Raw genomic sequence first — 2,955 nt, forward strand, 5'->3', positions numbered from 1 at the left:
CTACATTGCGCCGGATATGCAGCGCCCGCTGGCGCCAGTCGATGTCCGACCACCGCAGGCCGCAGGCCTCGCCCCTCCGCATGCCCGTGGCGAGGATCAGCTTGAAATAGACTTCGTATTTCAGGCTCTGGCCTTCCGGCGCCGTGATAAGCCTTTGCACTGTTTCCTCATCCGCCACCGGCCGCTCCTGCGGCGCGCCTTTCTTCCTGTATGCCCGCCATGCAGGATTGTGCGTGATATACCCTGCCTCCACTGCATCGGACAGGATCCCGCACAGGCAGGAATGGATGCCCTCCACTGTTTTTTCAGCCAGAAGTCCGCCTGTCTTCCAGTTCTGTTCCGAGCGCATCGCATCGTAGAAAGCCCGTAAAATGTCCTTGTTCAGCTCTGCCAGCTTGTAATGCCCCAGCGCTGGCAGGATTCGCCGGATATCCTGCTTATCCCGCACCAGTGTGCTGGCCGCCAGTTTCTTTGGCGCCACCTGCTCCAGCCAGATGTCGATGTATTTTGCCAGCGTGATGCTCCGATTCACAGGCTCACCGGGCGTTCGCTTCACCTCCCGTTCGTAAAGGACCGCCTGTTCATTGAGCCATTTCTCCGTCTGTTTTGCCGTCAGCCCCTTCGGCGGATGCACTGTCTTTTGCACCGGCTTCAGCCGATTGCCCTGGTAATCGTATCCCCGGGATACCACCAGCAGATAACTGTTTTCCCCGCGCTTGCGGATGCTTGCCATATTGACCACTCCTTTTGGGTTTCTGACACAAAGCATACCGTCAGCTGTGCTCAATAGCCAGCTCCAAACCCGCTATTCTACAATACCAACGAAAACATTTGGCATTACCAACACAAAAGCGGCAGCGCCGGTATGTCTCACACCGGCGCTGCCGCTTTCATTCAATACTATGATGGAAACAATACGTTTGACAGCCGTTCCGCCGCAAGCATCCTGCTCTCCATCTGTGGGTGGCAGTAGGTCCTTTCCAGAAAATCCGTGCTCGCATGCCCCGCGATCTCCGCGACCGTCTGCTTGCTTATCCCCTCTGCAAGCATCGTCGTGATCGCATAGTGCCGCAGCGTGTGTACATGAAATTCTCTGCTGAATCCATTCCTGTCGTAGAACCGCCTCAGCCAGTGTGTGAACGTGGCGGGGTCCGGAGCCGAACCATTCTCATTGACAAACAGCAGCGCATCCTCGATGATCTCTCCCTGCGTTTCCAAATGCCACTGCCTCAATGCATCCAGCACTCCGGACATCGTCCTGCTGACCGCTATGAGCCTTGGCTTTCTATTCTTTGTCGGACCCTCCAGCAGACCCGCTCCCCGAACACGACCCCTGCTCCGCGACACTACGATGCATTCCCGCCGGATATCCTTCCACCGCAGCGCGCACAGTTCTCCGCGCCTCATTCCTGTAAGCATCATCAATGTAAAATAGCTTCGGTAAAGGACGGGCGCCTGCTCCAGCAGTCCGAGAAAACGTTTGGCTTCTTTGTCTGTAGGGATCTTTTGCTCCCTATACTTCGCTTCCGGCTTTCCAATGCATTGTGCGGGATTGTACGCAATGATCTGGTTTCTCTTCGCATCATTCAGCACCACCGAAACCACGCCCCAATATTTTTGCACCGTCGCCTCGCCCAGCTGCCTGCCGCTTGGCCCCGGCTGTTTTCGGAGCCGCTCCAAAAGATACTCTATCGTTATCGGACGAAGCTCTTTCAGACGGATCTGTCCGATCTCTCCATACACCCGTTCCAGCATCTGCCGGTACCCGGCGAGCGTACTGGGCGCGTAATGCGTCTGCCTTTCAAGCCATCCGCGTGCATACGCCTCAAATGTCTTTTCTCCATCCTCCGCATAACCGTACTTGAATTCCTTTTCCAATTCTTCCGCTGCGTGCATCACATACTGAAGCACCGAGCGCCGGGGGATCCTTTTCGGAACATGGAGCGTCCTTGCTTTGCACACCTTTCTTCCATCCGGCCGATATCCGTTTGAGACCGTAATTTTGTACCGCCGCTCATCCAGCTGTTTCAGACTGGCCAATAGGGAAACTCCTTATCGGCCGATATCCGGCCCAAAGAGTTCCCGAAAGAACTCCGGGTTTTGTTTGACGTCGAGCCAGCCCGCATAGCACTCGATCGCTTTCTCTACAAATTCATTGCGCGAACTCACACCCGCTGCCCGGAGATGCCTGTCGCACAAACGGATATGCCTTTGCGTGATGGCCAGGCCGGGCTTTATCCTCTTTTCCTGATGAAATCTGTACATCGCATCCATCCTTTCATTTTTTGCATGGTACCGGTTTTTCGGCCGGTTTGGTGTCACGGAAAAACCGCGGTACACTGCCGAAATCTGGCTCTTTTTCGCTGTTTTGGTGCGCTCAATTGGTACCACACCCCCATTTTGGTGTCACTCCGGTACCACGCTCAGCCCGCACTGCGGGCTGATGCATCCCCAAGACGCCGCGAAAGCGGTGTCTTCCTTTCTCCTGCTATCTTTTTCGATTGGCTCCATGGAGACCCGCCCAATTGCTCACCGGGCTTCCGGCGGAGCCCGGCTTCGCCGCATCCCGGCCACAGCGGCCCTGTGAGGCCTTTTCAGGGCAGAGGCGGGCATCTTCCCGTTCCCAGTCTTTGGCGCGAAACACCGGGCAAAGCCGCGGCCCGTGACGGTTGTGACGATGGTGACGGTATTTTGGACGCCAACCCGCTCCAAGAAATATCGTCATTTGCGTCATTACCGTCACAGCTCAGACAGATCGTCCTGCTGTCGCGTGTGCGCCTGAGCGTGTAACTCACGCCGTTTGCTTTCAGCATTCCCTTGTGCTTGTTCAGCCAGCGGCTGAGAATGTTGGGACGGAGCTCGCAGGGCAGAGCGTCATGGAGAATTTCCAACAGCTCCGATGCCGTGCCTTCGAACTGCTTTTCGTCGTGCAGCCAATCAATTACAATCCCGATT

At 56.0% G+C, this 2,955-nt stretch carries 4 protein-coding genes; all 4 read right to left on the minus strand.

The genetic code is table 11. The features are described from left to right. Positions 1-733 (minus strand): tyrosine-type recombinase/integrase (locus TQ39_RS19680; RefSeq protein ID WP_156146445.1); only part of this gene is annotated, 733 nt, incomplete at its 3' end. Between the two features lie 167 nt (positions 734-900). Continuing rightward, positions 901-2,040 (minus strand): tyrosine-type recombinase/integrase, encoded by a 1,140-nt coding sequence (locus TQ39_RS19685; protein ID WP_050006792.1) that lies wholly within the window; start codon positions 2,038-2,040, stop codon positions 901-903. Positions 2,041-2,052: 12 nt separating this feature from the next. Beyond that, positions 2,053-2,265, minus strand: a complete 213-nt coding sequence (locus TQ39_RS19690) for a hypothetical protein (protein WP_156146447.1) — start codon at positions 2,263-2,265, stop codon at positions 2,053-2,055. 329 nt (positions 2,266-2,594) lie between these two features. Continuing rightward, on the minus strand, positions 2,595-2,955 hold a 361-nt coding region (locus tag TQ39_RS21505), incomplete at its 5' end, for a hypothetical protein (RefSeq protein ID WP_207641418.1).

This window comes from Ruthenibacterium lactatiformans (assembly GCF_000949455.1).
GTDB classification, from domain to species: Bacteria; Bacillota; Clostridia; order Oscillospirales; family Ruminococcaceae; genus Ruthenibacterium; species Ruthenibacterium lactatiformans.